Below are 26,776 nucleotides of genomic sequence, written 5' to 3' on the forward strand. Positions count from 1 at the left end.
ATACCCGCCGACTGAAAGGACGAAGGCATGAATGATCACCCGAAGCCGACGTCCGAACGCCATGTGCCGGTCCTCAAGGACCGGTGCATCAATTTGTTGGCGCCAGGGTTCGAAGCGGCACGGCGCCGGGGCGAAACGCCCATCGCCATCGACGCGACCCTCGGCATGGGGGGTCACTCCGAGGCGATGCTGGAGCGCTTCCCGGACCTGCACCTGATCGGCATCGACCGCGATGAAGAGGCACTGGCGCTGGCGGGGGAGCGGCTGGCCCGCTTCGCCGACCGCACTGACCTGGTGCATGCCGTGTACGACGAAATTGCCGACGTCCTCGAGGACCTCGGGGTCAGGGAAGTCCACGGCATCCTGATGGACCTGGGCGTCTCGTCACTTCAGCTGGACGAGCGTGAACGCGGTTTCGCCTATTCGTTCGACGCTCCGCTGGACATGCGGATGGACACCAGCCGCGGCCAGACTGCCGCGGACGTGGTCAATAACTACAGCGAAGAGGATCTGGTCCGCATCATCCGGAAATGGGGCGAGGAGAAATTCGCCGGCCGGATCGCCAACAGGATCGTGGCAGCACGGGCAGTCAAGCCGTTCACCACCACCGGTGAACTGGTGGAACAGATCCGTTCCGTGGTTCCGGCCGCAGCCGCCAAATCCGGCGGCCATCCGGCGAAACGGACTTTCCAGGCTCTCCGGATCGAAGTCAATGAGGAACTCGACGTGCTGGAACGCGCCATTCCTGCCGCCGTGGATGCGTTGGCCCTCGGCGGACGCATCGTGGTGATGTCCTACCACTCCCTTGAGGACAAGATCGTTAAGTCCTTCTTCCAGGCCGGCTCCAAATCGTCGGCGCCGCTGGGCTTCCCCGTGGAGCTGGAAGAACACAAGGCAACCCTCAAGACCCTGACCAAGGGCACTGAGGTACCCACCGCCGTCGAAATCGCCGAAAACCCCCGCGCTGCTTCCGCCAGGCTGCGCGCCGTGGAACGCACCAGAGCCAGGAGAGAAGCATGAGCACCGCCGCTGTCAAGAACTTCCCGGTCATCTCCGGCAGCAGCGCGCCTGCTATCAGGACCCAGCCGGCAGGTCCGGGCCGCAAGGAGCGCACCCCGCTGTCCGTGGTGCGCTCTGCGCCCAAGAAGAGGCGGGCCCCCTTTGTGGTGATGTGCTTCGCCCTGCTCGCCGTGGCGCTCGTTGCGGTGCTTGTGCTCAACATTTCGGTGTCCACCTCCCAGTACCAGCTCGTGGAGCTGAGGGGCAAGCAGAGCACACTCACCAAGCAGAACCAGGATCTGACACAGCAACTCCAGAACTTCGAGGCTCCCCAGAACCTGGCCGCCAAGGCTGCAGACTTGGGAATGGTAGCTTCCACGGTCAAAGGACAGATTGACCTTTCCACCCTCACGGTCACAGGCAAGGCAACACCGGCCGTGAAAGGTGGCGCTGCCGGAGCCGTTATCCCGGCACCGGCAGTTCCCGGGGTGCTGACAGTGGTTCCGCCGGTGACGGCGCCCGAACCCTCCGCGAGCCGCAAACCCGCCGGCCAGGAGCCGACGGCGGCAGCGGCGCCGCCGGCAGCGGTTGCCCCGCCGGCTGCGGTACCGGCAGCGCCGGCACCTGCGGTGGAGCTGCACGGCGGCTCTGTTCCCGCCCCGGAGCAGAAGGTACCGGGGCAGTAGCAGGGCGGTAGCGGGGCGGCCGCTGAAAAGCAGCCGGTCAGCGAAAGGCCGGGTGCCCAGCCGGGCACCAGAGCAGGCAACAAGGCGAGTAGCAAGGAATCACGGTGGCGCAGACAACCCGTAAGGCAAAGGCTGTCAAGGCGCCGAACGCCACCAAGCGATTGCGCCTCGGCCTGGGAATCATGCTGACCCTGCTGCTGGTGGTGGGCGGCAAACTCTTCATGGTCCAGGGCCTCGATATTGGCGGGATGGCGGCAGCCGCCCTCGACTATCGCATGCGGCAAACATCACTGCCTGCCGAGCGCGGCAGCATCCTGGACGCCAACGGCACAGTCCTTGCCAACAGCGTGATCCGCTACAACGTTGTGGTGGACCAGACGGTCAACACCAAGACGGAGACGTTCAAAAGGCTCGCCAAGGTAGACGGCAAGGACAAACTGGTCGACGTGTCGCGGGAGCAGGGGCTCAACGAACTGGCCTCCGTCCTGGGCATGGACCTGGACGCCGTCCGGAACGCGGTCACGGGCCAACAGCGCTACTACATCGTGGCCAAGGACCTGAAACCGGATCTCGAGGACAGGGTCTCCAACCTGCAAATCCCCGGCATCGTCACCGAGGGCGTCAGCAAGCGCGTTTATCCGAACGGATCGATCGCCGGCGGAATCATCGGCTTCCTGCAGGACGGCGGCACCGGCCAGGCCGGCATTGAGCAGACCCAGGACGCGCTGCTGCGCGGCGAGGACGGCAAACGGCTCTTCGAAATCGGTGCCGACGGCCTCAGGATCCCTGTGGGTGTGGACGAACTGACACCGCCGAAGGACGGCAAGGACGTCAAGCTCACCCTGAACTCGGATCTCCAGTACTTCGCCCAGCAGGCCATCCAAAGCCAAAGCGACAAGCTCGGTGCCGAATGGGGCAGCATCCTGGTGATGGATGTCAAGACGGGCAACATCGTGGCCATGGCCGACACCAACGCCCCCGACCCTAACGACCCCGGCAGGGTGGCCGCCAAGGACCGCGGAGTCCGCACGGTGACGGCTGCCTACGAACCGGGCTCCGTGCAAAAGATGATCACCGCCTCGGCGCTCATCGAGGAAGGAAAGTCCAGCCCGCTGGACACCTTCACGCTCCCGCCCTCCTACACAATCGACGGCCAGACGTTCACGGACGCCTTCACCCACGGGACCGAGGAACGCACGCTCGCCGGCATCCTGGGGTACTCCATGAACACGGGCACCGTGGCGGCCGGCTCCCGGCTGAGCAAGGAGCAACGCTACGACTGGCTGCGGAAATTCGGCATTGGCGAGGCACCGGACATCGGACTCCCTGCCACCGCGTCCGGCATCCTTGCGCCCGCGGACCAGTGGGACAGCCGCCAGCAGTACACCGTGCTCTTCGGACAGGGCGTCTCACAATCCACCCTGCAGACCGTCCGCGCCTTCCAGACCATCGCCAATAATGGCGTGATGCTTCAGCCGCGCCTGATCGACTCCTACGTTTCCGCGGACGGCACCGAAGAAAAAGTGGCTCCGCAGCCTTCGCGGCAGGTGGTGTCGGACAACACGGCCCGGCAGGTCCGGGACATCCTGGAAAGCGCCGTGACCGAAGGCCAGATCAAGGACGCCGCCATTGACGGCTACCGCGTGGGAGCCAAGACCGGCACGTCCGAGTCCCCGTGCGACGACGGCAAATCCGGGTTCTGCGGCTACACGGCCTCCATGGTGGGGATGGCGCCGATGGACGATCCGCGGTTTATTGTTGAGGTGGTCCTGCAGCGTCCCAAGGGCAGCATCTACGGCATCACCAACGGTCCGGTCTTCCGGTCGGTCATGAGCCAGACGCTGCGCACCTTCAACGTCCAGCCGTCCACCGGCGAACCGGCCAGGCTGCCGCAGTTCGCTAAGTAACACCAGGCCAGCAATCGGAGATTCCCTTGTCAGAGCAGAACGCACCAGGCAGTCATACCGGGCCGGCGGGGGAGTCCGCCGCCTCCCGGTTCAGGCCATCGGCGGTGGCTGCAGTCCGACTGGCCGGCATCGGGGAGGCCATCGGCGTGCAGGTGCCGGGTGCATCGGCTGCCGTAAGCGTCACGGGAATCTCGCTCAATTCACGCACGGTGGAACGTGGCGACCTCTACGTCGCCCTGCCGGGTGGTTCCCGCCACGGAGCGGACTTCGCCGGCCAGGCCGTGGAGCGGGGCGCCGTGGCCGTCCTGACCGACGACGCCGGCGCCCGGCTGCTGGCACTTTCCGCCGACACCGCGGTCCCCGTGCTTGTGGTGGACAGTCCCCGCAACGTGGTGGGTCCTTTGTCCGCCATGATCTACCGGAGCCAGCCTCCCGCCGGACACCCGCCCCGCCTGTTCGGGGTCACGGGCACAAACGGCAAGACCACCACCACGTATTTCCTCAACTCTCTCCTTCGCGCGCTGGGACAACGGGCCGGCCTGATCGGAACCATCGAAATACTCGCCGGCGGGGAGCCCATCCCCAGCCTCCTCACGACGCCCGAGTCAACGGACGTGCACGGCCTCCTGGCGCTCATGCGGGAGCGCGGCCTGGATGCGGCCTCCATGGAAGTGTCCTCCCACGCCATCTCCTTCCAGCGCGTCGACGGGGTGGTCTTCGACGTCGCCGGGTTCACCAACCTGACCCAGGACCACCTGGACCTGCACGGCACCATGGACGACTACTTCGCCACCAAGGCCGAACTTTTCACGTCCCGCCGTGCCCGCGCCGCCGTGGTGATGGTCGACGACGAATGGGGCCGCAGGCTTGCCGCCGCGGCCGGGATTCCGGTCACGACCGTCGCGTCTGCCCCCGGCAACGGTCCCGCCGACTGGACAGTCACCTCGACGGCGCCCCGCGGGCTGGGCACCGAATTCACCCTCAGCGGTCCGGACGAGGCCCGGCTGAAGATCCACACCGGGTTGCCCGGCGCCTTCAACGTCGCCAACGCCGCACTGGCCAGCGTGATGGTCCTGGCCAGCGGAGTGGAAACCGCCGCTCTGCAGACCGCCCTGGACAGCCATGATCCCTTCACCGTTGCGGTGCCCGGCCGTATGCAGCTCGTCGCCGAGGAGCCCGCCGCCGTCGTCGATTTCGCGCACAACACCGACGCGCTGGCCCGCGCGCTCGAGGCTGTCCGGTCACCTCTTCCCGGCTCCCGGGTGATCGTTGTTTTCGGCGCCACCGGGCAGCGGGACCAAGGCAAGCGCCCTGCCATGGGAGCCATCGCAGCACAGCTCGCCGACGTTCTGATCGTCACGGATGACGATCCCCATGACGAGGACGCACAGGCCATCCGCGCTGACGTGCTGGCGGGTGCCAGGGCCGCGCAGGAACAGGGGGCCCTCACGTGCGTCATCGAGGAAATCCACCCCCGGGCGGCGGCCATCAACCGTGCCGCCGAGCTGGCCCGGCGGCAGGACACCATCCTCGTTGCCGGCCGCGGCCACGAGGTCTGGCAAGAGGTCAAGGGCGTCAACCTCCCCCTCGACGACCGGGTGGAACTCCGGAACGCCTTGACAGCCAGGGGATTCACGGTTCTCCAAGACGAGCGGATAGAGTCCTAGACCGAGATGATTGCATTTACTGCGGCGGAAATCGCCGAAATCACAAACGGCCGCCTGGACGCCGATCCGGGGATCACCCCGCAATCGGTGGTCACCGATTCGCGCGACGCCGTGCCCGGGGCGCTTTACGTCGCGAAGCCCGGTGAACACGCGGACGGGCACGACTTCGTGGCGGCCGCTTTCAGCCAAGGTGCCGTGCTGGCCCTCGCGGAGCGACCTGTTCCCGGGCCCAACGGAACGAACTATCCGACAGTACTGGTCCAGGACGCGGTCCTCGCCCTGGGTGCCCTGGCCGCCGAAGCCGTCCGCCGCATCCGCGCGGTCCGGGCGTCGGCCGGCGAATCCCTGACAGTCATCGGCATCACCGGCTCGGCCGGAAAGACCACAACGAAGGACCTGCTCGCCGGGATCCTCTCAACCCAAGGCAACACCGTGGCCCCTCAGGGCTCCTACAACGGCGAGGTCGGCGTGCCGCTCACGGTCTTCGGGGCGGACGCCGGGACCCGCTTCCTGGTCATCGAAATGGGTGCCACCGGCATCGGCCACATCCGCTACCTGGCTGACATGGTCAAGCCGGACATCGGAGTGGTCCTGGGCGTTGGCACCGCCCACGCAGGGGAGTTCGGCGGCGTCGAAAATATCGTGCTCGCCAAGGGCGAACTGGTGGAGGCACTTGCGCCCACCGGCACAGCCGTGCTGAACCTCGACGACGACCGGGTGGCAGGCATGCGTCCGCGCACCGTCGCAGCGGTGCTGGGTTTCTCCGCGGAGGACCGTCCCGACGCGGCAGTGCGGGCAGTCAACCCGGACACCAACAGTGCCGGAAACCCGGAATTCGACCTCGTCCTTCCCGGCAGCGATGCCGGCCTCCACGTGAGCAGCGGACTGATCGGTGCCCACCACACCGGCAATCTCCTGGCGGCAGCCGCAGCAGCGCACGCAGCCGGTGTGCCGGGCACGGACATCGCAGCGTCCCTGGCCGGCCAGTCAGCAGCCAGCCGCTGGCGGATGGAACGCACGGAACGCCCGGACGGGGTTACCGTCATCAACGACGCCTACAACGCCAACCCCGAGTCCATGCGCGCCGCCCTGCGCACCCTGGCAGACCTGGGGCGCGGACGCCGCACCTGGGCCGTGCTGGGAGCCATGCTGGAGCTGGGGCCGGATTCCATCCGTGAGCACACAGCCGTAGGAACCCAAGTGGTCCGGCTCAACATTTCGCGGCTGGTGGTGGTTGGCCGCGAGGCACGCGCCCTCTATGTTTCCGCAGTCCAGGAAGGCTCCTGGGGCGACGAATGTGTGTTCGCCGAAAACGTCGAGGAAGCCTACTCGCTCCTTGATGCCGAGCTGGAACCCGGTGACCTGGTGCTCTTCAAGTCCTCCAACAGCGTCGGGCTTCGGCATTTGGGTGATCGGATAGCATTACCCCCACAATCCACGGAACCTGCCGAAGAAAGGAGCGAGCTGCTGTGATTGCACTTTTGATCGGCGCGGGACTGGCCCTGCTGTTCGCCCTGGTGGGAACCCCCCTGTTTATCCGCCTCCTTGTCCGCAAAAGCTACGGGCAGTTCATCCGCGATGACGGACCCACATCCCATCACACCAAACGCGGCACTCCCACCATGGGCGGAACCGTGGTGGTGGGAGCAGTGCTCCTCAGCTACGGCCTGACCCACCTGATCATGTGGCTGATGAACCCGGCGTCCGCCGGACCGTCGGCGTCGGCCCTGATCCTCCTGTTCCTCATGGTCGGCATGGGGCTGGTCGGCTTCCTCGATGACTTCATCAAGATCTCGCGCCAACGCAGCCTTGGCCTGGACGCGAAAGCCAAACTCATCCTTCAGGCGGCGGTGGGCATCGCCTTCGCCATCCTCGCCCTGAACTTCCCCGATCCCCAGGGCCTGACCCCGGCGTCGACAAAAATTTCCCTGGTCCGCGACATCCCCTGGCTGGACCTGGCCTTCGGCGGCACGGTCATCGGCGCCATCCTGTTCGTCCTCTGGTCCAACCTGATCGTGACGGCAGCTACCAACGGCGTGAACCTCACGGACGGGCTGGACGGGCTGGCCGCCGGCGCCGCTGTGATGGTGTTCGGCGCCTACACCCTGATGGGAATCTGGCAGAACAACCAGGCCTGCGGATCGCCGCGCGAAACCGGAAGCGGCTGCTACACCGTCCGCGATCCCCTGGACCTGGCACTCCTGGCGGCAATCCTCAGCGCCGCCCTGGTGGGCTTCCTCTGGTGGAACACTTCGCCGGCCAAAATCTTCATGGGCGACACCGGCTCCCTCGCCATCGGCGGCGCCATTGCCGGCTTCGCCATCCTCTCCCGCACCGAACTGCTCCTGGGCATCGTCGGCGGCCTGTTCGTGCTGATCACCCTCTCGGTGATCATCCAGGTGGGCTACTTCAAATTATCCGGCGGCAAACGTGTCTTCAAGATGGCACCGCTGCAGCACCACTTCGAACTCAAGGGCTGGGCTGAGGTGACCGTGGTTGTCCGCTTCTGGATCCTGGGCGGCCTCTTCGTCGCCGTCGGCCTGGGTGTCTTCTACGCAGAATGGGTTGTGCTCCTGTGACTGTTTCCCCGCGCCTGCAGAACCTGGTCAGCTGGGACTCGGACTGGGCCGGCCTGCGCGTTGTTGTCACCGGAATCGGTGTGTCGGGCTTCGCCGCAGCGGACACCCTCATTGAACTCGGGGCCCGCGTGGTGGTGGTCGACGCCGCCACCACCGACACCGCGAAGGCCCACGCGGACACCCTGAAGATTGTCGGCGCCGTGGACGTGCTCCTTGGCGAGGAGGCTGTCAGCAGGGTTCCCAAGATTGAAGGAAGCTTCCCCGACCTCATCGTCACCTCGCCGGGCTGGCGTCCCGACCAGGCGCTCCTCGCCGCCGCCGCACGCGCGCACATCCCGGTCTGGGGCGACGTCGAACTCGCCTGGCGGCTGCGGGTGCGTGAAGGACACAAGACCCCCGACTGGCTGACGATCACCGGCACAAACGGCAAGACCACCACGGTCGGACTGACGGCCTCAATGCTGCAGGCCGCAGGACTGAAGGCGATTGCCGTCGGCAACGTGGGCACACCCATCCTGGATGCCCTCCGCGACCCGGTGGAGTATGACGTGTTCGCCGTTGAACTCTCCAGCTTCCAGCTGCACTGGGCGGAATCCCTCTCGCCCGTCGCCAGCGTGTGCCTGAACGTGGCAGAAGACCACGTTGACTGGCACGGTTCCTACAACTCCTACCTGGCCGACAAAGCAAAGGTCTATGCCCGCACGCAGAAGGCCTGCATCTACAACGCCGAGCAGATCGAAACCGAACGCATGGTGGAGGACGCCGACGTGGTTGAAGGCTGCCGGGCCGTCGGCTTCACCACGCTCACCCCGGCCATCAGCATGCTGGGCGTGGTGGACGGACTCCTCGTGGACCGGGCCTTCATCGAGCAGCGCAAGGACAGTGCCGCCGAGCTCGCGTCGATGACGGACCTGGGGCAGTTCGCCCCCCGCCACATGGTGGCCAACGCCCTGGCAGCTGCCGCACTGGTGCGCGCCTACGGGGTGGACACGGAGGCGGTCCGCCAAGGCATCCAGGATTACGTGCCGGGCAACCACCGCATCCAGCCCGTTGCCCGGGTGAACGGTGTTCTTTGGGTCAATGATTCCAAGGCCACCAACCCCCACGCAGCGGCCGCATCACTGACGGCATTCGAGAAGGTCATCTGGATCGCGGGAGGACTCTCCAAGGGAGTCAGCTACGACGACCTGGTCCGCGATCAGGCGGGCAGGCTCAAAGCGGTGGTGCTCATCGGCGTCGACACCGCCCCCCTTGCCGACGCCCTGCAGCGACACGCGCCCGATGTCCCGGTGATCATCGCTTCGGCGGGCGACACTGAAAATATGCAGACTGCCGTAACGGGCGGAGCCAACGCGGGCGACTCTCCGGTTCCGGGGGAGCACGTGATGTCCCGGGCCGTTGCGTCAGCAGCGCAGCTGGCCGTATCGGGCGACACCGTGCTGATGGCACCGGCGGCTGCTTCCATGGATCAGTTCTCTTCCTATGCTCACCGCGGTAACGCCTTTATCGAAGCTGTCCGCGAGCTGGTGGAAGGGCAGGCCCAGACCGGCGAGGAGTAAGAATGGTCAGCACGCCCACCCGGCCGAACGCGGCAAAGCCGCGCACCGGGAAACCCGCGCCGCGTCCGGCACCCGGGTCCACGGTGTCCAGGCCCACCCTCCCTGCCCGGATCAAGGGCTGGTACCGGGGCTTCTGGTCCGCCCTCGAAGGGAACGGGACATCCCGGAACGGCTCCACCTACTACCTCATCCTGGGCTCCACGCTGGCGCTCACGGCCATCGGCATCATGATGGTGCTCTCGGCATCCAGCGTCGAATCGATCGCGGCCGGCAAGTCACCGTACGGAGATGCCCTCAAGCAGGGCATGTTCGCCGCGATCGGCATTTTCGTGATGTTCGTCCTCTCCAGGATCAACGTGGTGTGGCTCAAGCGGCTGGCATGGCCGGCGGTGGGCGTCGCCCTGATGCTCCTGGTCCTGGTCCAGGTGGTGGGCGACGAGGTCAACGGCAACAAGAACTGGATAGATCTGGGCGGCATCACGTTCCAGCCCTCCGAGGCCTCCAAACTGGCGCTGGCTCTTTGGATGGCCACCGTCCTGGCCAGGAAAGGCAAACTGCTGCGGCTGTGGCAGCATGTGCTCGTCCCGGCCGTGCCGCTTGCGGGTGCCGTCATCGGCCTGGTCCTGCTGGGCAATGACCTCGGCACCGCCATGATCATCATGATGATCACGGCCGCGGCCTTGTTTTTTGCCGGCGTGCCGCTCTACCTCTTTGGCTTTGCAGCCGTGGCCGCCGCTGCCGGGACCGCCGTTATGGCCATCACCAGTTCCAACCGCATGTGCCGGATCACCTCCTGGTGGACCGGCCAGTCCTGTGCGGACGGCATCGATGCCAACTACCAGGCCACCAACGGTCTCTACGGGCTGGCCTCCGGCGGCTGGTTTGGCGTGGGCCTGGGCCAGAGCCGGCAGAAGTACAGCTGGATTCCCGAAGCCCACAACGACTTCATCTTCGCCATCATCGGCGAGGAACTGGGCCTGGTGGGCACCGTCGTCGTGCTTGTCCTTTTTGCCATCCTCGGCGCCGCCATCTACCGCGTGGTGGTGGCGCAGGAGGACATGTTCCACCGCGTCCTGGCCGGGACCATCATGGTGTGGCTCCTGGGCCAGGCAACCGTCAACATGGCGGTTGTGACCGGCCTGATGCCCGTCATCGGCGTGCCGCTGCCCTTTATTTCGTACGGCGGTTCGGCCCTGCTTATGTCCCTCTGTGCCGTGGGCGTGGTCCTGTCCCTGGCCCGGGAACAGATGGCGCCGGCCCTTCGCCCCAAGAGAATGCTCAAGTTCGGCACCAGGAAGGCCGGGAAATCCGCCCGGCCCACCAAAACGGCAAGAAAGCGCACCTAGCACCCGATGACTTCCCAGAACCTGTCCATTGTCCTGGCGGGCGGCGGCACCGCCGGCCACATCAGCCCGCTCCTGGCGATCGCGGCTGCCCTGCGGACCGCCGCGCCGCAGTCCAGGCTGCTTGCCGTGGGCACGCCGTCGGGCATGGAAACGCGCCTGGTCCCGGCGGCCGGCGTGGAGCTCGCCACCATCGACAGGGTGCCGTTTCCGCGGAAACCGTCCCTGGACCTGCTGAAGCTGCCCGCCCGGCTGGCCGGTGCAGTGCGCCAGTCCGGCCGGATCCTGGACGAGGCCTCTGCCGACGTCCTGGTTGGCGTGGGCGGTTACGTCTGCACTCCGTTGTACCTCGCTGCCCGCCGACGCGGGATCCCCATTGTGATCCATGAAGCCAACACCAGGCCGGGCCTGGCCAACCGCGTGGGATCGTTACTGACCCGGCATGTTGCCACCGCCTTCGAGACCACCCGGCTGCGGCACGCCCGCCACGTCGGGATGCCGATGCGGACCGAAATCTCGGGCCTGGACCGGGAATCGGCCCGCGGTGCGGCGCGCAAGGCCCTGGGTCTTGATGAACACAAGCCCACCCTGATCGTGACCGGCGGCTCGTCCGGTGCCCGGAGCATCAACCGCGCCATGGCTGAAGCGGCCCGGGACCTGGGCGCAGCCGGGATCCAGACGCTCCACATCACCGGCCGCGGCAAGACAGTGGTGGCGCCCGACGGCGGCCCGCTCACCGCTGACGGCTACCGGCAGGTTGAGTACGTGGACGGGATGGAACTGGTGTACGCCGCCGCCGACCTCCTGCTGGCGCGGTCCGGTGCCGCCACCGTCTGTGAGGTGGCAGCAGTGGGAGTTCCCGCCGTTTTTGTACCGCTGCCCATCGGCAACGGTGAGCAGGCACTGAACGCCGCCGGGCTGGTGGAAAGCGGGGGCGCGCTCATCGTCCCGGATAAGGACTTCACCGCGCAGTGGATAACGGGCCACATCATCCCGTTGATCACCGACTCGCAGCGGCTGGCCGGCATGGCCGCCAGCTCCCGCCGGCTTGGCATCCGAAACGCCGATCAGCGCATGGCTGGTCTTGTCCTGGAAGCGGTATCCGCATGACCCCCGCAAGCATCCGCAGCCAGGAGTCCCTGGGCCGCGTCCACTTCATCGGCATCGGCGGTGTCGGCATGTCCGCCGTGGCCCGGATCATGGCGGCACGGGGTGTCCCTGTCAGCGGTTCAGATGCCAAGGACCTGCCGGTCATGGCGGACCTGGCCACCGCCGGAGCCCGCATCGCCGTGGGGTACGCCGCATCCAACCTGGGCGATGCCCAGACCGTGGTGGCGGGTTCGGCCATCCGCGCGGACAACCCGGAACTGGTGGCCGCCCGTGAAGCCGGACTGCCCGTCCTGCACCGGTCCGAGGCGCTGGCATCAACCATGGGCGACGACACTGTGGTGACCATCGCCGGAACGCACGGGAAGTCCACCACCACCTCCATGATTACGGTGCTGCTCCGGGGAGCCGGGCTGGACCCTTCGTTTGCCATCGGGGCCAACGTGCCTGCCCTGGGCGTGAATGCAGCCCACGGCAGCTCCGGCATCTTTGTGGCCGAAGCGGATGAATCCGACGGCTCCTTCCTGAACTACCGGCCGCAGATAGCCGTGGTCACCAACGTGGAACCGGATCACCTGGACCACTACGGCACCGCGGAGGCCGTTTACGAATCCTTTGACCGCTTCACCGAACTGCTTCCGGCCGACGGCGTCCTGATAGCCTGCGCGGATGACCCCGGCGCCCGCGCCCTCGCCGAGCGCACGCGGGCCCGCGGGAACACGCGGGTGGTCCTGTACGGAACGTCGGACGGCGCCGACCTGGTTTTGCACGACGACGGCCCCGGAAAGGTGGACGTGTCCGCACCTGCCGGCCGGTATGCTCTGGAGCTGCAGGTCCCCGGCCGGCACAACGCGCTCAATGCCGCAGCCGCGGTCGCCGTCGCCCTGGAGCTGGGCGTCGAGCCCGCTGCGGCTGCGCGGGCCCTGTCCCAGTTCTCCGGAGCGTCGCGCCGTTTCGAACTGAAGGGGGAGGCCGGCGGAGTACGCGTTTTTGACGACTACGCCCACCACCCCACCGAGGTCCGGGCAGCCCTGACCGCGGCCCGGTCCGTGGCAGGCGGGCACCATGTCCACGTGCTCTTCCAGCCCCATCTGTTCTCCCGCACCAGGGAGTTCGCCAAAGAGTTCGCCGACGCCCTGAACCTGGCAGACACGGCCCTGGTCCTGGACATCTACCCTGCCCGTGAAGATCCCATCCCGGGCGTGACCAGCCAGCTGATCGCCGATCACCTGGGGCCCGGCGGCCAGCTCGTGGAACCGGCAGAAGCTGTGTCCGCCCTGGCCCGGGCCGCCCGGCCCGGTGACATCGTCCTGACCGTCGGCGCGGGCGACGTGACCGCCTTCGGCCCGCAGATTGTGCAGGCCCTCGGTGGGTAGCCCGCGCCGCCCCACCTACGCGTCACCGGGACGCCGGCCAGCCGATGCCGGGGCGGCGTCGGCTGAACCTGAGACCATCTCCGCTTCCAAGAGTGTCCCCGCTCCGGATCCGGCAACCGTGCCGGCCCGCAAGAAGGGAACGGCCCCCGGATCCGTGCCGTCCCGGGAGAAGAAACCGGCCGGCCCCGACAACGTGCTGGTTTTTCCTGAGCCGCCGGCCAAGCGCCGGAGGCGGCACTTGCTCGTTGCCGCGGGAACTGTGCTGGGGCTGGTTGCGGCCCTCCTTGCCGCAGCCATCTTTTCGCCGGTGCTGGCCGTGGGCACCATTTCCGTAACAGGGACCAAACTGGTCACATCCGACCAGGTGCAGACGGCGCTGGAGCCGCTGAAGGGCAAACCGCTGCCGCAGATCAGCGACGACGAAGTCAGCAGCATGCTGAAGTCCCTGGTGCAGATCAAATCCGTCTCTTCGCAGGCACGGCCGCCATCAGAACTCGTGGTGCACGTGCTCGAACGCACTCCGGTGGCGCTGGTCAAACAGGGGGAGCAGTACCAGCTGGTGGACGTGGACGGCGTGGTGCTGGCTGCGACGACGGACCCGGCCTCGGTGTCCCTTCCCGTGATCGACGGCGGCGCCGGCACCATCGGCAAGGACCTTTTCCAGGCCACCGCCGAGGTGCTGGGGGCGCTCCCCCCGGACGTGCTCTCGAAGCTTTCCAACGCCTCCGCCCAATCGGTGGATGCCGTGGAACTGAAGCTGGTGGACGGCCAGACCATCATCTGGGGCAACGCCGGGGAGAAGGAACTCAAGGCCAAGGTGCTTGCAGCCCTCCTGAAGGTTCCGGCCGATCCAAAGAACCCCGTGCGCGTGTACGATGTGAGCGCGCCCCGGCATCCGGTGACGCGTTGAACCTTTCCTCCGGCAACTGCAAACTTTCCCGGTATTCGCGCGACACGCGGCTCCGGTTATTGAATGTCAGAACCATAGGAAATAGCGTTCCAACATGAGTTACTTGACATAACTATAACCTTCAACTCGAAGGTTAAGGTTGCAGGCTTCAAGCCCGACTCCACAGTTTTCGCAATAGGACACGAACAAGGGACACGTAACGTGGCAGCTCCGCAGAATTACTTGGCCGTCATCAAGGTCGTCGGCATCGGCGGCGGTGGCGTGAACGCAGTCAACCGCATGATCGAGGTAGGCCTCCGGGGTGTCGAGTTCATCGCCATCAACACAGATGCTCAGGCACTGCTGATGAGTGACGCCGACGTCAAGCTCGACGTCGGCCGCGAGCTGACTCGCGGTCTCGGTGCAGGCGCCAACCCTGAGGTGGGCAAGCAGGCTGCCGAGGACCACGCTGACGAGATCGAAGAGGTCATCTGCGGCGCCGACATGGTGTTCGTGACTGCAGGCGAAGGCGGCGGTACCGGAACCGGCGGCGCGCCCGTCGTGGCACGAATTGCCCGCTCGCTCGGTGCACTGACCATCGGTGTGGTCACCCGCCCGTTCACCTTCGAGGGCCGCCGCCGTGCCGGCTCCGCCGAGGCCGGCATCGACGCCCTCCGCGACGAAGTTGACACCCTGATCGTGATCCCCAACGATCGCCTCCTTTCCATCAGCGACCGCAACGTCTCCGTCCTGGACGCTTTCCGCTCCGCTGACCAGGTCCTGCTGTCCGGTGTCCAGGGCATCACGGACCTGATCACCACGCCCGGGCTGATCAACCTGGACTTCGCCGACGTCAAGTCCGTCATGCAGGGCGCAGGCTCGGCACTGATGGGCATCGGCTCCGCACGCGGCGAGGACCGTGCAGTGAAGGCAGCTGAACTTGCCATCGCGTCCCCGCTCCTGGAAGCCTCCATCGACGGCGCCCATGGTGTCCTGCTCTCCATCCAGGGCGGCTCTGACCTCGGCCTGTTCGAAATCAACGAAGCAGCGCGCCTCGTCCAGGAAGTGGCCCACCCGGAGGCCAACATCATCTTCGGTGCCGTGATTGACGACGCCCTTGGGGATGAAGCCCGCGTGACGGTCATCGCCGCCGGGTTCGACGACGTGAAGGCCACCTCGCCCTCCATGGACCAGTCCCAGCCCCAGGTGGCGCCCCAGCGTCCCGCCGCGGCTCCCGCACCGGCCCAGGCCCCCACCTCCGGCGGCGGCAGCCACCAGCTCAACGCGCAGCCCGTCCACGCCGGCATGGGTGCGTCCGGACTGAGCAACTGGGGCCAGCAGCGCCCCTCCGCCGTTCCGGCGGACTCAGGTTTCGACGTCGACCTCCCCTCAGTGGTGGAGCCGGATCTCTCGGGGAACCGCTCGGACGATCTGGATGTCCCCGACTTCCTGAAGTAGGGCACGGCTTGTTCCTTTGGCGGGCTGAAGTCTCACCCGGCGTCAGTGTCGCATTCACGGACATTCACGCCGGCAATCTTGCCCTCCACGTCGGTGACGATGCAGCGCACGTGCGACGGCGCCGCGGTGAGCTGGAGGGGGCCGCCGGGCTGACACCGGGATCCCTGCGGTTCATGGATCAGGTCCACGGTTCCACGGTTGAGATGATGGAGCCCGGCACCGCCGCGCCCACGGCAGACGCCATGGTGTCCCGGGGCCTTCCCCTCGCGGTCATGGTGGCCGACTGCATCCCTGCGGTACTGGTGGCTCAGGACGCGGACGGCACGCCGGTCCTGGCCGCTGTCCATGCAGGGCGGCCGGGAATTGCCAACGGCATCCTGCCCGCAGCAGTGGAACGGATGCGGGCGGCGGGCGCAACCGGGATCCGGGCCTGGCTCGGTCCTTCAATCTGTGGCAAGTGTTACGAGGTCCCCGCCGACCTGCGTGACCAGGTGGCCGCGCAGGTACCGGCAACGCGGGCCGAAACGTCCTGGGGGACCCCCGCGCTGGACCTGCCGGCCGGAGCCCGCAGTCAGCTGGAGGCCGCCGGGGTGGTCGTCGAATACGCCGGGCAGTGCACGCTCGAAAGCGAGCAGCTGTTCTCCTACCGCCGTTCATCCACGACCGGACGCTTTGCCGGAATCGTGTGGTCCCATGACTGAAGACACCGCACGGGTGGCTGAGCTGGCGGAACGGCTGGCCGCGGTCCGGCGGCGGATCGAATCAGCGGCCGCCGAGGCAGGCCGCGGCAACGACCTGCCCACGCTGATCGTCGTCACCAAATTCCATCCGGCCGCGGACATCAGGCGCCTCGCCGCGCTGGGGGTGCGCGATGTGGGCGAAAACCGTGACCAGGAAGCCTCAACCAAGGCGGCGGAACTGGCTGACCTTGGACTTCACTGGCATTTCGTGGGGCAGTTGCAGAGCAAAAAAGCCAAGTCCGTGGCCAGATACGCCCATGCAGTCCACTCCATCGACCGCCCCGCACTGGTGGATGGCCTGGAGCGTGCCATCGCCGCGGAGCAGGATCGCACTGGCCGCGGCGCCCTGCAGTGTTTCATCCAGGTCAGTCTCGATGACGACGCCGGCGCGCACCGTGGCGGGGCTGCGCCGGCTGAGGTGCCGCTCCTGGCTGACCGGCTCGCCGCGGCCGGCGGGCTGGAGCTGGCAGGCGTCATGGCCGTCGCACCGCTCGGGGCCAGCCCGGAGGCCGCTTTCGAAAAACTGGCAGCCGTTTCCGCTTCGCTGGTGGCGGTTCATCCCACTGCCTCAGCCATTTCTGCCGGAATGAGCCAGGACCTGGAAGCGGCCATCAGATTCGGGGCGACACACCTGCGGATCGGTTCCGATATTCTCGGATCACGTCCCGCTGTGGGGTAGCGTCGAGCACATAGGAAGTGAGTGGCGGGGGATTCCAGTGCTGTCAAGTTATTGGGCGGCCCGCCTACGGACACGATTAGGAGTCGACCATGGCCGGCGCTCTGCGCAAGACAATGATCTATCTTGGGCTCGCCGACGGCGATGAACACTACGAGTCCGAGCACACCACAACACGTAAGGACGAGGACGAAACCATGGAAGCTGACCGCGAGGAACGCCGGGCCCCTGCACCGGTCCGCGAAGTCAGCCGTGAATCAGTCCACGTCCCCGAAGAGGAATACCGCGCACCCGTGACCCCCATCAAGCGTGCGGCCTCGAGCCGCGAAGAAACGTCCGGACTCCGGCAGATCACCACGATCCACCCGCGGTCCTACAACGACGCCAAGCTCATCGGGGAGAGTTTCCGCGACGGCATTCCCGTGATCATGAACGTCACTGACATGGGCGAGGCGGACGCGAAGAGGCTGGTTGACTTCTCGGCCGGCCTCGTTTTTGGGCTCCGCGGCAGCATCGAGCGCGTCACGAACAAAGTCTTCCTGCTGTCGCCGTCCTACATCGAGGTCATCGGCGACGACAAGAAAATCAGTGAGACCCAGGCAAGCTTTTTCAACCAAAGCTAGCCCCGGGCTGAGTGCTGATGCCAGGCAGGGACACCTGTCTGGCATCTGTGCTGAAATAGACAAGTAATGTTGGCAGGGCACTGCGGTATCCGGAATGGACATGGAGATATGAGTTAAGTCATGGGAATTGTTTTCGGACTGCTCTATATTGCCCTGCTGCTGTTCTTCGTTGCCCTCATCGTCCGCCTGGTCTTTGACTGGGTGCAGATGTTTGCCCGGGAGTGGCGGCCCCGTGGTGCGGCCCTAGTGGCCGCCCACACGGTGTACTCCGTGACTGATCCGCCACTTAAGGGGCTGCGGCGGGTCATCCCCCCGCTGAGGCTCGGCGGCGTGACCCTGGACCTCGGATTCCTGGTTCTCTTCATCGCCGTGAGCATCGCAATGGCGGTGACCAGGGGATTCGCGTAATCTTCGACAAGACCTAGCAGTTCAGGGGCGGTTGCTGGAACGGATCCCAACCCTGTGAAGCGAAAGAAATCTCCGGTTTGACACCCAGTGTTGAATTAGAGGAACCAGACAAATTTTAGGTACCGTAGTTTTGGACGGCCGGAAGGCCTCCTGACTAACTAGACCAATGAGGTGACCAGATGGCTTTGACGCCAGAAGACGTTGTCAACAAGCGCTTTCAGCCGACCAAGTTCCGCGAAGGCTATGACCAGGACGAAGTTGACGACTTCCTGGACGAGATCGTCGTGGAACTCAGGCGCCTGAACCAGGAGAACGACGAACTCCGCAAGAAGCTTGCCGAGTCCGGTTCTGCTGTGCCGGCCAGCTCCGCTGCCGCCGCCCCCGTGGTTGAGAAGGTCCCTGCGCCCGTCAAGGCCGACAAGGCCGAAGCTCCGGCCAAGGCCGAAGCCGAGACCAAGGTTGCCGAGGCTCCGAAGAAGAAGGAAGCCGAGCCCGTCGCCGCTGTTGCGGCCGTTCCGGCTGCCGCTCCTGCACCCGCCGCGGGGAACAGCGTTTCCGCCGAGTCTGCCGCAGGCCTGCTTGCCATGGCGCAGCAGATGCACGACCGTCACGTGGCGGATGGCCAGTCCCAGAAGGACAAGATCATCGCCGAGGCCCAGATCGAAGCCAGCAGCCTGGTAAACGATGCCCAGGAGAAGTCCCGCAAGATCCTTGGTGCCCTGGAGCAGCAGCGCTCCGTCCTGGAGCGCAAGGTTGAGCAGCTCCGCGGATTCGAGCGCGATTACCGTTCACGCCTGAAGGCCTACATTGAAGGCCAGCTGCGCGACCTTGACGCCCGCGGCTCCGTTGCGGCGCCTGAGGTCGAGGCGAACAACTAGTCCGTCAAGCACGTATTCTGAAAGCCGGTGGCTGAGGATTCCTCGGCCGCCGGCTTTTGTGATTAACATCGGTTTTACAAATGAAAGCACCATGACTGACGACCTCGCCGCTGACGCAGCACATCCCGCGCCATCATCACCCCGGCCCCGGAAAAGGCTCCTGCTCCTGCTTTTTGCGGGCTTCGCAGCGTTTGCCTACGCCTTTGACCAGCTGACCAAAATATGGGTGACCTCCACGATGGTGGAGGGGGAGCGCATCCCCGTGCTGCCGCCGCTGCTGCACTGGTACTTCATCCGGAACTCCGGCGCCGCCTTTTCCATCGGCGAGAACGTGACGTGGGTGTTCTCCATCATCATGGCAGGCGTTTCGATTGCGATCCTGTTCCAGGTCCGCAAGCTCGGCTCGGCCTGGTGGGCCCTGGCATTAGGCTTACTCCTCGGCGGTGCGCTGGGCAACCTGACGGACCGCTTGTTCCGGGAGCCTTCATTCGCCATGGGGCACGTGGTGGACTTCATCCAGCTGCCCAACTTTGCGATATTCAACATCGCCGACTCCGCGGTGGTCTCCGCGGTGTCCATTATCTGCATCCTGACGCTGCGGGGGATCTCGCTGGACGGCTCGCGGCACGTTGCTGCGTCCAAGGAGAAGGCCGACGATGCCTGAGCAGGTGGTGGTGGCAGATGAATTCAACGGAACCCGTGCAGACGCCGGGCTCGCCGGGCTGTTGGGGATCTCACGCTCGCTGGCGGCGACCCTGATTGCCGAAGGAAACGTGCTGTGCCGCGGCAAAAAACTTGGCAAGTCGGCACGCCTGGTGGCGGGGGATGTCCTGGAAGTGACGGTGCCTGAACGACGGGACCCGCTCGAAGTGGTGGAGGAAGTTGTGGAAGGCCTGAAAATCCTGCTCGACGACGACGATTTTGTTGTTGTGGACAAGCCGGTCGGGGTAGCCGCGCATCCGTCGCCAGGCTGGGTGGGACCCACCGTGGTGGGCGGGCTCGCCGGGGCCGGTTACCGCATTTCCACCTCAGGCGCGTCGGAGCGCGTGGGGATCGTGCACAGGCTCGACGTCGGCACGTCCGGCGTGATGGTGGTGGCCAAAACCGAGCGCGCCTACACCGCCCTCAAACGCGCGTTCAAGGAGCGCACCGTGGACAAGGTCTACCATGCCGTGGTCCAGGGGCTCCCGGATCCGCTGGAAGGCACCATTGACGCCCCGATCGGGCGCCATCCCGGGCATGACTGGCGCTTTGCCGTGATCGAGGACGGGCGTCCGTCCGTGACGCACTATGAGGTCCTTGAAGCGTTCGGCAAGGCGACCCTGGTTGAAGTGCATCTGGAAACGGGGCGCACACACCAGATCCGGGTGCACTTCTCCGCCCTGCGCCACCCTTGTGCCGGCGATCTGACGTACGGCGCCGATCCGCGGCTGGCCGCGACCCTGGGCCTGACACGGCAGTGGCTGCATGCGCGCCAACTCGGTTTTGACCACCCGGTGACCGGTGAGCGCGTGACCGTCACCAGCGAATATCCGCAGGACCTCGCCTACGCCTTGGAAATCCTGGAGTCGGGCCAGGCCTAGCCACGCGGCCCCGAGAGGCGAGCGACGCCGGGCCGTTGCGTTCAGGGTCACTGCGTCGCTGGGCAGCCGGCTGACCCGCAGCGCTTAGAATGGTCCGGTGACTTCCAGCAATGCCTCGTTCGTCCATCTCCACAACCACACCGAATATTCCATGCTGGACGGCGCCGCCCGTCTGGGGGAGCTCTTCGATGAAACCGAACGCCTCGGCATGCCGGCCCTCGCCACGACCGACCACGGCTACCTGTTCGGCGCGTTCGATTTCTGGAAGCGTGCCACGGACCAGGGCATTAAGCCGATTATCGGCGTCGAAGCGTATGTGACCCCCGGGACCGCGCGCACGGACAAGAGCCGTGTGCGCTGGGGTGAGGAACACCAGCGGAAAGACGACATTTCCGGCGGTGGTTCATATACCCACATGACGCTGCTGAGTTACAACAACGCCGGGATGCGGAACCTCTTCCGCGCGTCCTCCATCGCCTCGCTGGACGCTGTCTTCGGCAAGTGGCCGCGGCTGGACCGCGAACTCCTCAACACCTACTCCGAAGGCCTGATCGCCACCACCGGCTGCCCGTCGGGCGAGGTCCAGACCCGGCTTCGCCTTGGCCAGTACCGGGAGGCCGTGGAGGCCGCCGCGGAGTTCCGTGACATTTTCGGCGCCGAGAACTACTTCTGCGAACTGATGGACCACGGGCTGGATATCGAACGCCGGGTCACCGGCGACCTGCTCCGGCTGGCCAAGGACCTGAAGCTGCCGCTGGTGGCCACCAACGACCTTCATTACACCCATGAGCACGACGCCAAGGCCCATGAGGCGCTGCTTGCCATCCAGTCCGGTTCAACGCTGCTCGAACCCACGTACGACAACGGCGGTTCCCGCTTTGCGTTCTCCGGCAGCGGCTACTACCTCAAATCCCCGCAGGAGATGCGGGAGCTGTTCCGGGACCACCCGGACGCGTGCGACAACACCCTGCTGATCGCCGAGCGGTGCGAGGTCTCGTTCAACACCGGCGCCAACTACATGCCGCGCTTCCCCTGCCCCCCGGGCGAGGACGAAACCTCGTGGTTGGTCAAGGAGGTGGCCACCGGCCTGGAATTCCGTTACCCCGGCGGCGTGCCGGACAAGGTCCGCACGCAGGCCGACTACGAGCTCGAAGTCATCACCTCCATGGGGTTCCCCGGCTACTTCCTGGTGGTGGCCGACTTCATCAACTGGGCGAAGAACAACGGCATCCGCGTGGGCCCGGGCCGTGGCTCGGGCGCCGGTTCCATGGTTGCCTACGCCATGCGGATCACCGACCTCGATCCGCTGCACCACGGCCTGATCTTCGAGCGCTTCCTGAACCCGGACCGCGTTTCCATGCCCGACTTCGACGTCGACTTCGATGATCGCCGCCGGTCCGAGGTGATCGACTACGTCACCCGCAAGTACGGTGACGAGCGCGTGGCCATGATCGTCACCTACGGCACCATCAAAACCAAACAGGCGCTCAAGGACTCCTCCCGCGTGCTCGGCTACCCGTTCAGCATGGGTGAGCAGCTCACCAAGGCGCTGCCCCCGGCCGTGATGGCCAAGGACATTCCGCTTGCCGATATCCAAAACAAGGACTCCAAGCGGTACAGCGAGGCCGGCGACTTCCGGCAGCTGATCAGCACCGATCCCGAGGCCGCGAAGGTCTTCGAGACGGCGCTCGGCATCGAGGGACTGAAGCGGCAGTGGGGCGTCCACGCCGCCGGTGTCATCATGTCCTCAGACCCCATCATCGACGTCATCCCCATCATGCGCCGCATCCAGGACGGGCAGGTGATCACGCAGTTCGATTACCCCACCTGCGAAGGCCTGGGGCTGATCAAGATGGACTTCCTGGGTCTGCGAAACCTGACGATCATCTCGGACGCCCTGGAAAACATCAAGCTCAACCGCGGCCATGACCTGGACCTGGACAGCCTGGCCCTGGACGACACCGCCTCGTACGAACTGATGGCCCGCGGCGACACCCTGGGCGTCTTCCAGCTCGACGGCGGCCCCATGCGCGCGCTCCTGAAGCTGATGAAGCCTGACAACTTCGAAGACATCTCCGCTGTGCTGGCGCTCTACCGTCCCGGCCCCATGGGTGCCAACGCACACACGGACTATGCCCTCCGCAAGAACGGGATCCAGGAAGTCATTCCCATCCATCCCGAGCTCAAGGAACCCCTCGCGGAGATCCTGGGCGGAACGTACGGCCTGATCGTGTACCAGGAGCAGGTTATGGCGGTGGCGCAAAAACTCGCCGGCTATTCCCTGGGCCAGGCTGACATCCTCCGGCGCGCGATGGGCAAAAAGAAGAAATCGGAACTGGATAAGCAGTTCGCCGGGTTCTCCCAGGGCATGCAGGACAACGGCTATTCCATGGAAGCGGTCAAGACGCTGTGGGACATCCTGCTTCCGTTCTCCGACTATGCCTTCAACAAGGCACACTCGGCCGCGTACGGCGTGATCTCCTACTGGACGGCGTACCTGAAGGCGCACTACGCGCCGGAGTACATGGCGGCGCTGCTGACCTCCGTGGGCGACGACAAGGACAAATCGGCAATCTACCTCAATGAGTGCCGGCGCATGGGCATCACCGTGCTGCCGCCGGACGTCAACGAGTCCGCCCTGAACTTCACCCCGGTGGGCAACGACATCCGCTTCGGTATGGGAGCCATCCGCAACGTGGGGGTCAACGCCGTCGAAGCCATGGTGGCTGCGCGCGAAAAGGAAGGCGCCTACACGTCCTTCAAGGACTACCTGGTGAAGGTTCCGGCCGTGGTGTGCAACAAACGCACCATTGAATCGCTGATCAAGGCCGGGGCCTTCGATTCCCTCAACCACCACCGGCGTGCCCTGGCGATGATCCACGAAGAGGCGATCGACTCGGTCATCACCCTCAAACGCAACGAGGCAATCGGCCAGTTCGACCTGTTCGCCGGTTTCGAGGAGGCCGAGTCGGAAGCCTCCCTGAGCATCGAGATTCCCGACCTGCCGGAGTGGGAGAAAAAGGACAAGCTGTCCTTCGAACGGGACATGCTGGGCCTGTACGTTTCGGACCACCCGCTGCAGGGACTGGAAGGACTCCTCAGCCAGCACGCAGACCAGAGCATCACCTCGATCATTGCCGAAGACGGCCCGCACGACGGCGCGATTGTCACCATCTCCGGCATGATCACGTCACTGAGCCGCCGGATCGCCAAGGCGAGCGGGAACGCCTACGCACGCGCCGAAATCGAGGACCTTGGCGGCTCCATGGAGGTCATGTTCTTCGGCCAGGTCTACGGGCCCATCGCTTCGGTCCTGGCCGAGGACCTGATTGTGGTGGTCAAGGGGCGCCTGCAACGGCGCGACGACGGTGCAGTCACCCTGAACTGCATGGAACTCTCCGTTCCGGACCTCAGCGAGGGAACAAACGGTCCGCTGCAGATATCGATGCCCACCCATAAGGCCACTGAGGCCGTGGTGACCGAACTCGGGGACGTCCTGCGGAACCATCGCGGGAATTCGGAGGTCCGGCTGCATCTGCAGGGGGATACCCGGACCGAAGTCATGGCCCTGCCCGTGCACCTCAGGGTCAACCCAAGCCCTTCACTGTTCGGGGACCTGAAGGTCCTGCTCGGGCCGACCTGCCTGGACTACTAAGGAACAGCCGGTCTAGATTTCGTAGTCCAGCGGGACGGGCTGGCCATAACTGCCGGAGTGATACAGGAGCGGCGTGCCGTCCGCGCCCACGGCGCCAGCGACCACTTCCACGACCACCACGGCGTTGTTCTCGAAGGAGAGACGCATCTGGATCTTGCCGATCAGCCAGCCGGCAACATCCTTGAGAACCGGGACATCGTGCGGTCCCATTTCCCAGTGATCTCCGACGAACCGGTCTTTGGTGCGGGCGAAGCGGTCGGCCAGGGCCTGGTTCTCCAGACCCAGCATATGGACGCCAAGGTGGGTGGCGTTGGCCACCGCCGGCCAGGAGCGCGAGCTGCGGGCCATGTTGAAGGTGAACCGCGGCGGCTGGGCTGAGAGCGATGCCACGGACGTGGCCGTGAAGCCGTACGGCTCGCCCTTGTAGTTCACCGTGATGATCGCGACGCCGGCAGCGTGGCGCCGGAACATTTCCTTGAACGTGCCCTCAAACGGCACTGCATCTGGCGGCACTGCATCTGACATTGTTGAGTTGCTCCCTAGACATGCTTCATGAATTCTTCCTTAAGCGTATTGCTCCGCCGCTGAACAGCGGAATCGGCGCACCACGCACGTCATGCGGCCACACGCAGCCGCCTTTGTTAAGGTTTGTTTCATGGAAAAACACAACAGTCCGCCTTCCGCCCGGCTGCCATGGACATGGTTTGGTGCAGCCGCGGCCGGTGGTGTTCCGCTCGGACTGCTGTGGTGGCTGCTCGCTCCCGGCGGGCTGAACCTGATCACCCGCAATCCCGCCTTGGGAAACGGGACCAACCCGGAGGTGTGGCTGCCGCGGGACCTGACCCTCGCCGGCCTCCTGGTCTTCGGCGGGTGCCTCATGGCCGTTTTCCTCACCGAAAAGCGGGGCGGCGCTGAGCGGCAGGCCTTTCTTCTCAGCCTGGCAGGCGGTCTCCTGGGCGCGGTCATCGCCTGGCAAACGGGTGCGTTGGCCGGCCGGGTGTGGGGTGCGCCCGTGGATGCTGCCATCAACGCCAGTGTGGCGTTCTCCCTCCGATCCCTGTCCGTACTGCTGCTGTGGCCGGCTGCAACGGCAGTGTCAGTGTTTGCCCTGAACCTGCTCAACCTGCTCAGGAAGGGGCCGGACACGGGAATGCATCAGTAGCACCGGGGTGCACCCAGGCCGGACACGGTGTGCCCGGCGCGTAAAATGAACGGGTGACCATTTCTTCTGAATCTCCAGCAACCCCGCCAACCGCAACCGTCAACTTCCGCACGGTCGACCTGCGTGGGAAGGGACTGACCTTGGCCGGCCTGCGTGCCGCGGTGCCCCGCGCCAGGCAGAACACCGTGGCGGACGCGGAGGAAAAGGTCCTGCACATCATCGACGCGGTCCGACAGCGGGGCTTCGCTGCCCTCAGCGACCTTGCCCGGCAGTTCGACGGAGTTGACCAGGTGCACCCACGGGTCCCGGCCGATGCACTGGCCCGGGCCCTGGCGGAGCTGGACCCTGCGGTCCGCCGTGCCCTGGAAGAATCCATCAGCCGGGCGCGGCAGTTCGCGGACGGGCAGCGGCCCCGCGGCGTCGACGTCGAACTCGGCGACGGCGCCCTCGTGAGCCAGAAGTGGGTGCCGGTTTCGCGCGTGGGTCTCTACGTCCCGGGAGGCCTGGCGGTCTACCCGTCCTCGGTCATCATGAACGTGGTCCCCGCCCTGGCTGCGGGAGTGGAATCCATCGCCCTTGCGTCGCCTCCCCAAAAAGACTTCGGCGGCCTTCCCCACCCCACCATTCTTGCCGCGGCGGCCCTGCTGGGCATCAGCGAGGTGTATGCGATCGGCGGCGCGCAGGCCATCGCGGCCTTCGCCTACGGCGTGGAGGCTTCCGATGCGGGACCCGCCCTGGAGCCCGTGGACGTGGTCACCGGTCCTGGAAACATCTTTGTGGCCACGGCGAAACGGCTTGTCAAGGGCGTGGTGGGCATCGATTCCGAGGCCGGGACGACGGAGATCGCCATCCTGGCCGATTCCTCCGCGCAGCCGGCCCTGGTGGCGGCCGACCTGATCAGCCAGGCCGAGCATGATCCCAAAGCAGCGTCGGTACTGATCACTGATTCCGAGGACCTTGCCGCGGCGGTCCGCACCGAGCTGGACCGGCAGTCGGCCCGCACCAAGCACTCCGCCAGGGTATGTGAGGCGCTGTCCGGGCCTCAGTCCGGCGTTGTGCTGGTGGAGGACCTCGACCAGGGCGTGGCAGCCTGCGATGCCTATGCTGCGGAGCACCTGGAGATCATGACCGCCGACGCCGCCGCGGTGGCCGCCAGGATCCGGAATGCAGGCGCCATCTTCGTCGGGGACTACAGTCCCGTCAGCCTGGGCGACTACTGTGCGGGCTCGAACCACGTCCTGCCCACCAGCGGTACGGCGGCGTTCTCCTCCGGCCTGAACGTGACCACGTTCCTTCGGGCCATTCAGGTGGTCAATTACAGCCGGGCCGCCCTGCAGGAAGTCAGCAGCCACATTCTCAGTTTGTCCGGCGCAGAGGACCTGCCGGCGCATGGTGAGGCAGTGACGGCACGCTTCGGCGGGACTGCCTGATTCCGGACCCTGACCCGACTCAGAATCACAACATGTAGTCCTTCTTAACAC

At 65.8% G+C, this 26,776-nt stretch carries 23 protein-coding genes; 22 read left to right on the top strand and 1 reads right to left on the bottom strand.

Annotation, left to right across the window (positions count from 1 at the left end; genetic code table 11):
* The first annotated feature begins 27 nt into the window (after positions 1-27).
* From rsmH to dnaE, 20 genes are all read left to right on the top strand, one after another.
* The gene (gene rsmH, locus PY310_RS06635; protein ID WP_275213542.1) at positions 28-1,020 is read left to right on the top strand and encodes a 16S rRNA (cytosine(1402)-N(4))-methyltransferase RsmH; all 993 of its coding nucleotides are present in this window, start codon (positions 28-30) and stop codon (positions 1,018-1,020) included.
* Positions 1,017-1,685 carry a cell division protein FtsL gene (gene ftsL / locus PY310_RS06640; RefSeq protein WP_275213543.1) on the top strand — a complete coding sequence of 223 codons (669 nt, stop codon included), beginning with the start codon at positions 1,017-1,019 and terminating at the stop codon, positions 1,683-1,685. Before rsmH ends, ftsL begins: the two co-directional genes overlap by 4 nt.
* Positions 1,686-1,789: 104 nt before the next feature.
* Positions 1,790-3,592 carry a peptidoglycan D,D-transpeptidase FtsI family protein gene (locus PY310_RS06645; protein ID WP_275213544.1) on the top strand — a complete coding sequence of 601 codons (1,803 nt, stop codon included), beginning with the start codon at positions 1,790-1,792 and terminating at the stop codon, positions 3,590-3,592.
* Between the two features lie 26 nt (positions 3,593-3,618).
* Positions 3,619-5,259: a UDP-N-acetylmuramoyl-L-alanyl-D-glutamate--2,6-diaminopimelate ligase gene (locus tag PY310_RS06650; protein ID WP_275213545.1), complete on the top strand. Its 1,641-nt coding sequence runs from the start codon at positions 3,619-3,621 to the stop codon at positions 5,257-5,259.
* 6 nt (positions 5,260-5,265) lie between these two features.
* Positions 5,266-6,732 carry a UDP-N-acetylmuramoyl-tripeptide--D-alanyl-D-alanine ligase gene (locus PY310_RS06655; RefSeq protein WP_275213546.1) on the top strand — a complete coding sequence of 489 codons (1,467 nt, stop codon included), beginning with the start codon at positions 5,266-5,268 and terminating at the stop codon, positions 6,730-6,732.
* A complete protein-coding gene (gene mraY / locus PY310_RS06660; RefSeq protein ID WP_275213547.1) occupies positions 6,729-7,838 on the top strand; it encodes a phospho-N-acetylmuramoyl-pentapeptide-transferase in 1,110 nt (369 codons plus the stop codon). The genes PY310_RS06655 and mraY overlap by 4 nt, the downstream gene beginning before the upstream one ends.
* Complete coding sequence (gene murD / locus PY310_RS06665) at positions 7,820-9,397, top strand: UDP-N-acetylmuramoyl-L-alanine--D-glutamate ligase (RefSeq protein WP_275213548.1); 1,578 nt, start codon at positions 7,820-7,822, stop codon at positions 9,395-9,397. The genes mraY and murD overlap by 19 nt, the downstream gene beginning before the upstream one ends.
* Positions 9,398-9,399: 2 nt before the next feature.
* Complete coding sequence (gene ftsW / locus PY310_RS06670; RefSeq protein WP_275213549.1) at positions 9,400-10,743, top strand: putative lipid II flippase FtsW; 1,344 nt, start codon at positions 9,400-9,402, stop codon at positions 10,741-10,743.
* Between the two features lie 6 nt (positions 10,744-10,749).
* Positions 10,750-11,850 carry an undecaprenyldiphospho-muramoylpentapeptide beta-N-acetylglucosaminyltransferase gene (gene murG, locus PY310_RS06675; RefSeq protein ID WP_275213550.1) on the top strand — a complete coding sequence of 367 codons (1,101 nt, stop codon included), beginning with the start codon at positions 10,750-10,752 and terminating at the stop codon, positions 11,848-11,850.
* A complete protein-coding gene (gene murC, locus PY310_RS06680) occupies positions 11,847-13,223 on the top strand; it encodes a UDP-N-acetylmuramate--L-alanine ligase (RefSeq protein WP_275213551.1) in 1,377 nt (458 codons plus the stop codon). The genes murG and murC overlap by 4 nt, the downstream gene beginning before the upstream one ends.
* Entirely contained in the window at positions 13,216-14,133 is a 918-nt protein-coding gene (locus tag PY310_RS06685; protein ID WP_275213553.1) for a cell division protein FtsQ/DivIB, read from the top strand. The genes murC and PY310_RS06685 overlap by 8 nt, the downstream gene beginning before the upstream one ends.
* 201 nt (positions 14,134-14,334) lie before the next feature.
* Positions 14,335-15,570, top strand: a complete 1,236-nt coding sequence (gene ftsZ / locus PY310_RS06690) for a cell division protein FtsZ (protein WP_275213554.1) — start codon at positions 14,335-14,337, stop codon at positions 15,568-15,570.
* Positions 15,571-15,578: 8 nt separating this feature from the next.
* Positions 15,579-16,271 (top strand): purine nucleoside phosphorylase YfiH/LACC1 family protein, encoded by a 693-nt coding sequence (locus PY310_RS06695; RefSeq protein ID WP_275213560.1) that lies wholly within the window; start codon positions 15,579-15,581, stop codon positions 16,269-16,271.
* A complete protein-coding gene (locus tag PY310_RS06700) occupies positions 16,264-16,989 on the top strand; it encodes a YggS family pyridoxal phosphate-dependent enzyme (protein WP_275213561.1) in 726 nt (241 codons plus the stop codon). The genes PY310_RS06695 and PY310_RS06700 overlap by 8 nt, the downstream gene beginning before the upstream one ends.
* Before the next feature lie 89 nt (positions 16,990-17,078).
* Complete coding sequence (locus PY310_RS06705; RefSeq protein WP_275213562.1) at positions 17,079-17,609, top strand: cell division protein SepF; 531 nt, start codon at positions 17,079-17,081, stop codon at positions 17,607-17,609.
* A 120-nt stretch (positions 17,610-17,729) separates the two neighbouring features.
* Positions 17,730-18,017: a YggT family protein gene (locus PY310_RS06710; protein WP_275213563.1), complete on the top strand. Its 288-nt coding sequence runs from the start codon at positions 17,730-17,732 to the stop codon at positions 18,015-18,017.
* A gap of 179 nt (positions 18,018-18,196) precedes the next feature.
* Positions 18,197-18,895: a DivIVA domain-containing protein gene (locus PY310_RS06715; RefSeq protein ID WP_275213564.1), complete on the top strand. Its 699-nt coding sequence runs from the start codon at positions 18,197-18,199 to the stop codon at positions 18,893-18,895.
* Between the two features lie 91 nt (positions 18,896-18,986).
* Positions 18,987-19,559, top strand: a complete 573-nt coding sequence (gene lspA, locus PY310_RS06720; RefSeq protein ID WP_275213565.1) for a signal peptidase II — start codon at positions 18,987-18,989, stop codon at positions 19,557-19,559.
* Positions 19,552-20,478, top strand: a complete 927-nt coding sequence (locus PY310_RS06725; protein WP_275213566.1) for an RluA family pseudouridine synthase — start codon at positions 19,552-19,554, stop codon at positions 20,476-20,478. Before lspA ends, PY310_RS06725 begins: the two co-directional genes overlap by 8 nt.
* A 97-nt stretch (positions 20,479-20,575) precedes the next feature.
* Positions 20,576-24,133, top strand: coding sequence for a DNA polymerase III subunit alpha (dnaE, locus tag PY310_RS06730; RefSeq protein WP_275213568.1), 3,558 nt, complete (start codon positions 20,576-20,578; stop codon positions 24,131-24,133).
* Between the two features lie 12 nt (positions 24,134-24,145).
* On the opposite strand, the gene PY310_RS06735 is transcribed toward dnaE, so the two are convergent.
* Positions 24,146-24,658: a flavin reductase family protein gene (locus tag PY310_RS06735; protein WP_275213569.1), complete on the bottom strand. Its 513-nt coding sequence runs from the start codon at positions 24,656-24,658 to the stop codon at positions 24,146-24,148.
* Positions 24,659-24,788: 130 nt separating this feature from the next.
* Between PY310_RS06735 and PY310_RS06740 the strand changes: the two genes are divergently transcribed.
* On the top strand, positions 24,789-25,295 hold the full coding sequence (locus PY310_RS06740; protein WP_275213570.1) for a hypothetical protein: 507 nt from the start codon (positions 24,789-24,791) through the stop codon (positions 25,293-25,295).
* Between the two features lie 53 nt (positions 25,296-25,348).
* Positions 25,349-26,725: a histidinol dehydrogenase gene (gene hisD / locus PY310_RS06745; RefSeq protein WP_275213571.1), complete on the top strand. Its 1,377-nt coding sequence runs from the start codon at positions 25,349-25,351 to the stop codon at positions 26,723-26,725.
* The last annotated feature ends 51 nt before the right edge of the window (positions 26,726-26,776 follow it).

The organism is Pseudarthrobacter naphthalenicus (assembly GCF_029076445.1).
GTDB lineage: Bacteria > Actinomycetota > Actinomycetes > Actinomycetales > Micrococcaceae > Arthrobacter > Arthrobacter naphthalenicus.

Coding starts and splice junctions, on each gene's coding strand:
- rsmH (WP_275213542.1), top strand. CDS start 28: ATGAATGATCACCCGAAGCCGACGTCCGAACGCCATGTGCCGGTCCTC.
- ftsL (WP_275213543.1), top strand. CDS start 1,017: ATGAGCACCGCCGCTGTCAAGAACTTCCCGGTCATCTCCGGCAGCAGC.
- PY310_RS06655 (WP_275213546.1), top strand. CDS start 5,266: ATGATTGCATTTACTGCGGCGGAAATCGCCGAAATCACAAACGGCCGC.
- murD (WP_275213548.1), top strand. CDS start 7,820: ATGGGTTGTGCTCCTGTGACTGTTTCCCCGCGCCTGCAGAACCTGGTC.
- ftsW (WP_275213549.1), top strand. CDS start 9,400: ATGGTCAGCACGCCCACCCGGCCGAACGCGGCAAAGCCGCGCACCGGG.
- murG (WP_275213550.1), top strand. CDS start 10,750: ATGACTTCCCAGAACCTGTCCATTGTCCTGGCGGGCGGCGGCACCGCC.
- murC (WP_275213551.1), top strand. CDS start 11,847: ATGACCCCCGCAAGCATCCGCAGCCAGGAGTCCCTGGGCCGCGTCCAC.
- PY310_RS06700 (WP_275213561.1), top strand. CDS start 16,264: ATGACTGAAGACACCGCACGGGTGGCTGAGCTGGCGGAACGGCTGGCC.
- PY310_RS06705 (WP_275213562.1), top strand. CDS start 17,079: ATGGCCGGCGCTCTGCGCAAGACAATGATCTATCTTGGGCTCGCCGAC.
- PY310_RS06710 (WP_275213563.1), top strand. CDS start 17,730: ATGGGAATTGTTTTCGGACTGCTCTATATTGCCCTGCTGCTGTTCTTC.
- PY310_RS06715 (WP_275213564.1), top strand. CDS start 18,197: ATGGCTTTGACGCCAGAAGACGTTGTCAACAAGCGCTTTCAGCCGACC.
- lspA (WP_275213565.1), top strand. CDS start 18,987: ATGACTGACGACCTCGCCGCTGACGCAGCACATCCCGCGCCATCATCA.
- PY310_RS06725 (WP_275213566.1), top strand. CDS start 19,552: ATGCCTGAGCAGGTGGTGGTGGCAGATGAATTCAACGGAACCCGTGCA.
- PY310_RS06735 (WP_275213569.1), bottom strand. CDS start 24,658: ATGTCAGATGCAGTGCCGCCAGATGCAGTGCCGTTTGAGGGCACGTTC.
- PY310_RS06740 (WP_275213570.1), top strand. CDS start 24,789: ATGGAAAAACACAACAGTCCGCCTTCCGCCCGGCTGCCATGGACATGG.